Source organism: Klebsiella sp. EMBS2024, from assembly GCF_036233805.1.
Taxonomy (GTDB): domain Bacteria; phylum Pseudomonadota; class Gammaproteobacteria; order Enterobacterales; family Enterobacteriaceae; genus Klebsiella; species Klebsiella pneumoniae.
On sequence record NZ_JAZARW010000001.1, the window covers coordinates 698,387 to 701,387 of the forward strand.

The 3,001-nt window shown below is 58.4% G+C and carries 4 protein-coding genes (1 of these 4 only partly in view); 2 read left to right on the top strand and 2 right to left on the bottom strand.

Annotation, left to right across the window (positions count from 1 at the left end):
- Positions 1-179 precede the first annotated feature (179 nt).
- Together cstA and VZP09_RS03160 are read left to right on the top strand one after the other, a co-directional pair.
- Positions 180-2,285 carry a pyruvate/proton symporter CstA gene (cstA, locus tag VZP09_RS03155; protein ID WP_002893896.1) on the top strand — a complete coding sequence of 702 codons (2,106 nt, stop codon included), beginning with the start codon at positions 180-182 and terminating at the stop codon, positions 2,283-2,285.
- 92 nt (positions 2,286-2,377) lie between these two features.
- Positions 2,378-2,575 carry a YbdD/YjiX family protein gene (locus tag VZP09_RS03160; RefSeq protein ID WP_002893903.1) on the top strand — a complete coding sequence of 66 codons (198 nt, stop codon included), beginning with the start codon at positions 2,378-2,380 and terminating at the stop codon, positions 2,573-2,575.
- Here the strand turns inward: VZP09_RS03160 and VZP09_RS03165 are convergent.
- Both VZP09_RS03165 and VZP09_RS03170 read right to left on the bottom strand, forming a co-directional pair.
- On the bottom strand, positions 2,572-2,976 hold the full coding sequence (locus tag VZP09_RS03165; RefSeq protein WP_064153206.1) for a helix-turn-helix domain-containing protein: 405 nt from the start codon (positions 2,974-2,976) through the stop codon (positions 2,572-2,574). The genes VZP09_RS03160 and VZP09_RS03165 overlap by 4 nt on opposite strands.
- Positions 2,951-3,001: the end of a type II toxin-antitoxin system RelE family toxin gene (locus VZP09_RS03170; RefSeq protein ID WP_328794892.1), read on the bottom strand. The gene runs 252 nt beyond the window's last position; only the last 51 of its 303 coding nucleotides appear in the window; its start codon lies beyond the right edge, outside the window; the stop codon is at positions 2,951-2,953. The genes VZP09_RS03165 and VZP09_RS03170 overlap by 26 nt, the downstream gene beginning before the upstream one ends.

Genomic DNA, 3,001 nt, shown 5'->3' on the forward strand with positions numbered 1-3,001 from the left:
ACGGCACCGTTCACGGTAACCCTTTCATTCATTTTCCTGCCTTAAGTGATCTCGCTAGCAATGTGAGACAAATCTCTGTGGGTGTACGGCATCTGCGATGTTTCGGTGTTGTTAAATTCTGCGTTGTGATCTAGAAACAAAATGTAACATCCTGATTACCCTACCGGTGGACCACAACAATGAATAATTCAGGGAAATACCTTATCTGGGCGCTGCTCTCCGTCATCGGAGCCTTCGCCCTCGGCTATATCGCTTTAAACCGGGGTGAGCAGATAAACGCGCTGTGGATTGTCGTCGCCGCGGTCTGCGTTTATTTGATCGCGTATCGTTTCTACGGCCTGTATATCGCTAAAACCGTGCTTGGCGTTGACCCGACGCGGATGACGCCCGCGGTGCGGCATAACGATGGCCTCGACTACGTTCCAACCGACAAAAAAGTGCTGTTCGGTCACCATTTTGCCGCCATTGCCGGCGCGGGGCCGCTGGTGGGCCCGGTGCTCGCCGCGCAGATGGGCTACCTGCCGGGGATGATCTGGATCCTCGCCGGCGTGGTGCTGGCTGGGGCGGTACAGGACTTTATGGTGCTGTTTGTTTCGACCCGCCGCGATGGCCGTTCGCTTGGCGAACTGGTTAAAGAGGAGATGGGACCGACCGCTGGCGTCCTGGCGCTGGTGGCCTGCTTTATGATCATGGTGATCATCCTCGCGGTCCTGGCGATGATTGTGGTGAAAGCGCTGACCCACAGTCCGTGGGGGACATACACCGTCGCCTTTACCATTCCGCTGGCGATCTTTATGGGCATCTACATCCGCTATCTGCGTCCGGGACGCATCGGCGAGGTGTCGGTGATAGGCCTGGTGATGCTGGTGTTCGCCATCATCTCCGGCGGCTGGGTGGCGGAAAGCCCGACCTGGGCGCCGTGGTTTGATTACACCGGCGTACAGCTGACCTGGATCCTGGTGGGCTACGGATTTGTGGCTGCGGTACTGCCGGTCTGGCTGCTGCTGGCCCCGCGCGACTACCTCTCCACCTTCCTGAAAATCGGCACCATCGTGGGGCTGGCGATTGGCATCCTGATTATGCGCCCGACCCTGACGATGCCGGCGCTGACCAAGTTCGTCGATGGTACCGGCCCGGTATGGACCGGCAACCTGTTCCCGTTCCTGTTTATCACCATCGCCTGCGGCGCGGTCTCCGGCTTCCATGCGCTGATCTCCTCCGGCACCACGCCGAAAATGTTGGCCAACGAAAGCCAGGCCTGCTTTATCGGCTACGGCGGCATGTTGATGGAATCCTTCGTCGCTATTATGGCGCTGGTGGCGGCCTGTATTATCGATCCGGGCGTCTACTTCGCGATGAACAGCCCGATGGCGGTGCTGGCGCCGGCGGGTACCACCGATGTCGTCGCCTCGGCAGCGCAGGTGGTGAGCGGCTGGGGCTTTAGCATTACGCCTGATACGCTGCATCAAATCGCCAGCGAGGTCGGCGAACAGTCGATTATCTCCCGCGCCGGCGGCGCGCCAACGCTGGCGGTGGGGATGGCCTACATCCTGCACGGCTCGCTGGGCGGACTGATGGATGTCTCGTTCTGGTACCACTTCGCCATTCTGTTTGAGGCGCTGTTTATCCTGACGGCGGTTGACGCCGGCACCCGCGCGGCGCGCTTTATGCTGCAGGATCTGCTGGGCGTGATTAGCCCGGGGCTGAAAAAAACCAGCTCGCTACCGGCCAACCTGCTGGCGACCGCGCTGTGCGTCCTGGCTTGGGGCTACTTCCTGCATCAGGGGGTGGTCGATCCGCTGGGCGGGATTAACACCCTATGGCCGCTGTTCGGTATTGCCAACCAGATGCTGGCGGGGATGGCGCTGATGCTCTGCGCGGTGGTCTTGTTCAAGATGAAACGCCAGCGCTATGCGTGGGTGGCGCTGCTGCCGACCAGCTGGCTGCTGATCTGTACGTTGACCGCCGGCTGGCAGAAGTCGTTTAGCCCGGACACCAAAGTCGGTTTCCTGGCGATCGCCAATAAATTCCAGGCGATGATCGACAGCGGCAACATTCCGCCGCAATATACCGAATCACAGCTGGCGCAGCTGGTGTTTAACAACCGTCTCGATGCCGGGCTGACCATCTTCTTTATGATTGTGGTGGTGGTGCTGGCGCTGTTCTCGATTAAAACCGCGCTGGCGGCGCTGAAAGAGGATAAACCGACGGCGAAAGAGACGCCGTATGAGCCAATGCCTGAAAACCTGGACGCGATTGAGACCCAGGCGAAAGGGGCGCATTAACCGGTGTGCCGGGTGGCGGCTTCGCCTTACCCGGCCTACATTTCCGATCCTCCCTCTCCCTTTGGGAGAGGGATACAAAAGAGAAATGACTTATGTTTGACACCCTTTCCAAAGCAGGTAAGTACCTGGGCCAGGCGGCAAAGATGATGATCGGCGTGCCGGATTACGATAACTACGTCGAGCACATGCGAATAACCCACCCGGATCAGACGCCGATGACCTATGAAGAGTTCTTTCGCGAACGCCAGGACGCGCGCTACGGCGGCAAGGGCGGGGCGAAGTGCTGTTAACCCTCTTTCGGCAGATAGAGGCTGATCTGCTCCTGAGTACAGCCGTAAATCGCCGCCAGCTTCTCGCGGGTGCGCTTCTGCGGACGGGAGTCCAGCGCTTCCAGTTGTGACACCGCGGACTGGCTGATGCCAAGCTTTTCGGCTACCTCCTGCTGGGACATCCCGCGCAGGATGCGCCACGCGGCCTGCAGGCTGACGTTTTCTTTATGCATCACGTTGCATACTTCGCCCGGCAGCATGACGTCATCATAGATATCTGATTCATAAGGAATATCTTCCCAGTCGCTTTCATCCTCGTCGTCGTACTCCAGCAGAGCCAGGCGCATACGAAAGTAATCGCTGTAAGGAATGACGACATACTGGTCTTTTCCTTCTTCATCCTTGATGTACTGAATAGTCATATTCGGTATGTTCCTCATGAAGGTA

Excerpts from the sequence above, each read along its gene's own strand:
- VZP09_RS03160 (WP_002893903.1), top strand. The coding sequence starts at position 2,378 with ATGTTTGACACCCTTTCCAAAGCAGGTAAGTACCTGGGCCAGGCGGCA.
- cstA (WP_002893896.1), top strand. The coding sequence starts at position 180 with ATGAATAATTCAGGGAAATACCTTATCTGGGCGCTGCTCTCCGTCATC.
- VZP09_RS03165 (WP_064153206.1), bottom strand. The coding sequence starts at position 2,976 with ATGACTATTCAGTACATCAAGGATGAAGAAGGAAAAGACCAGTATGTC.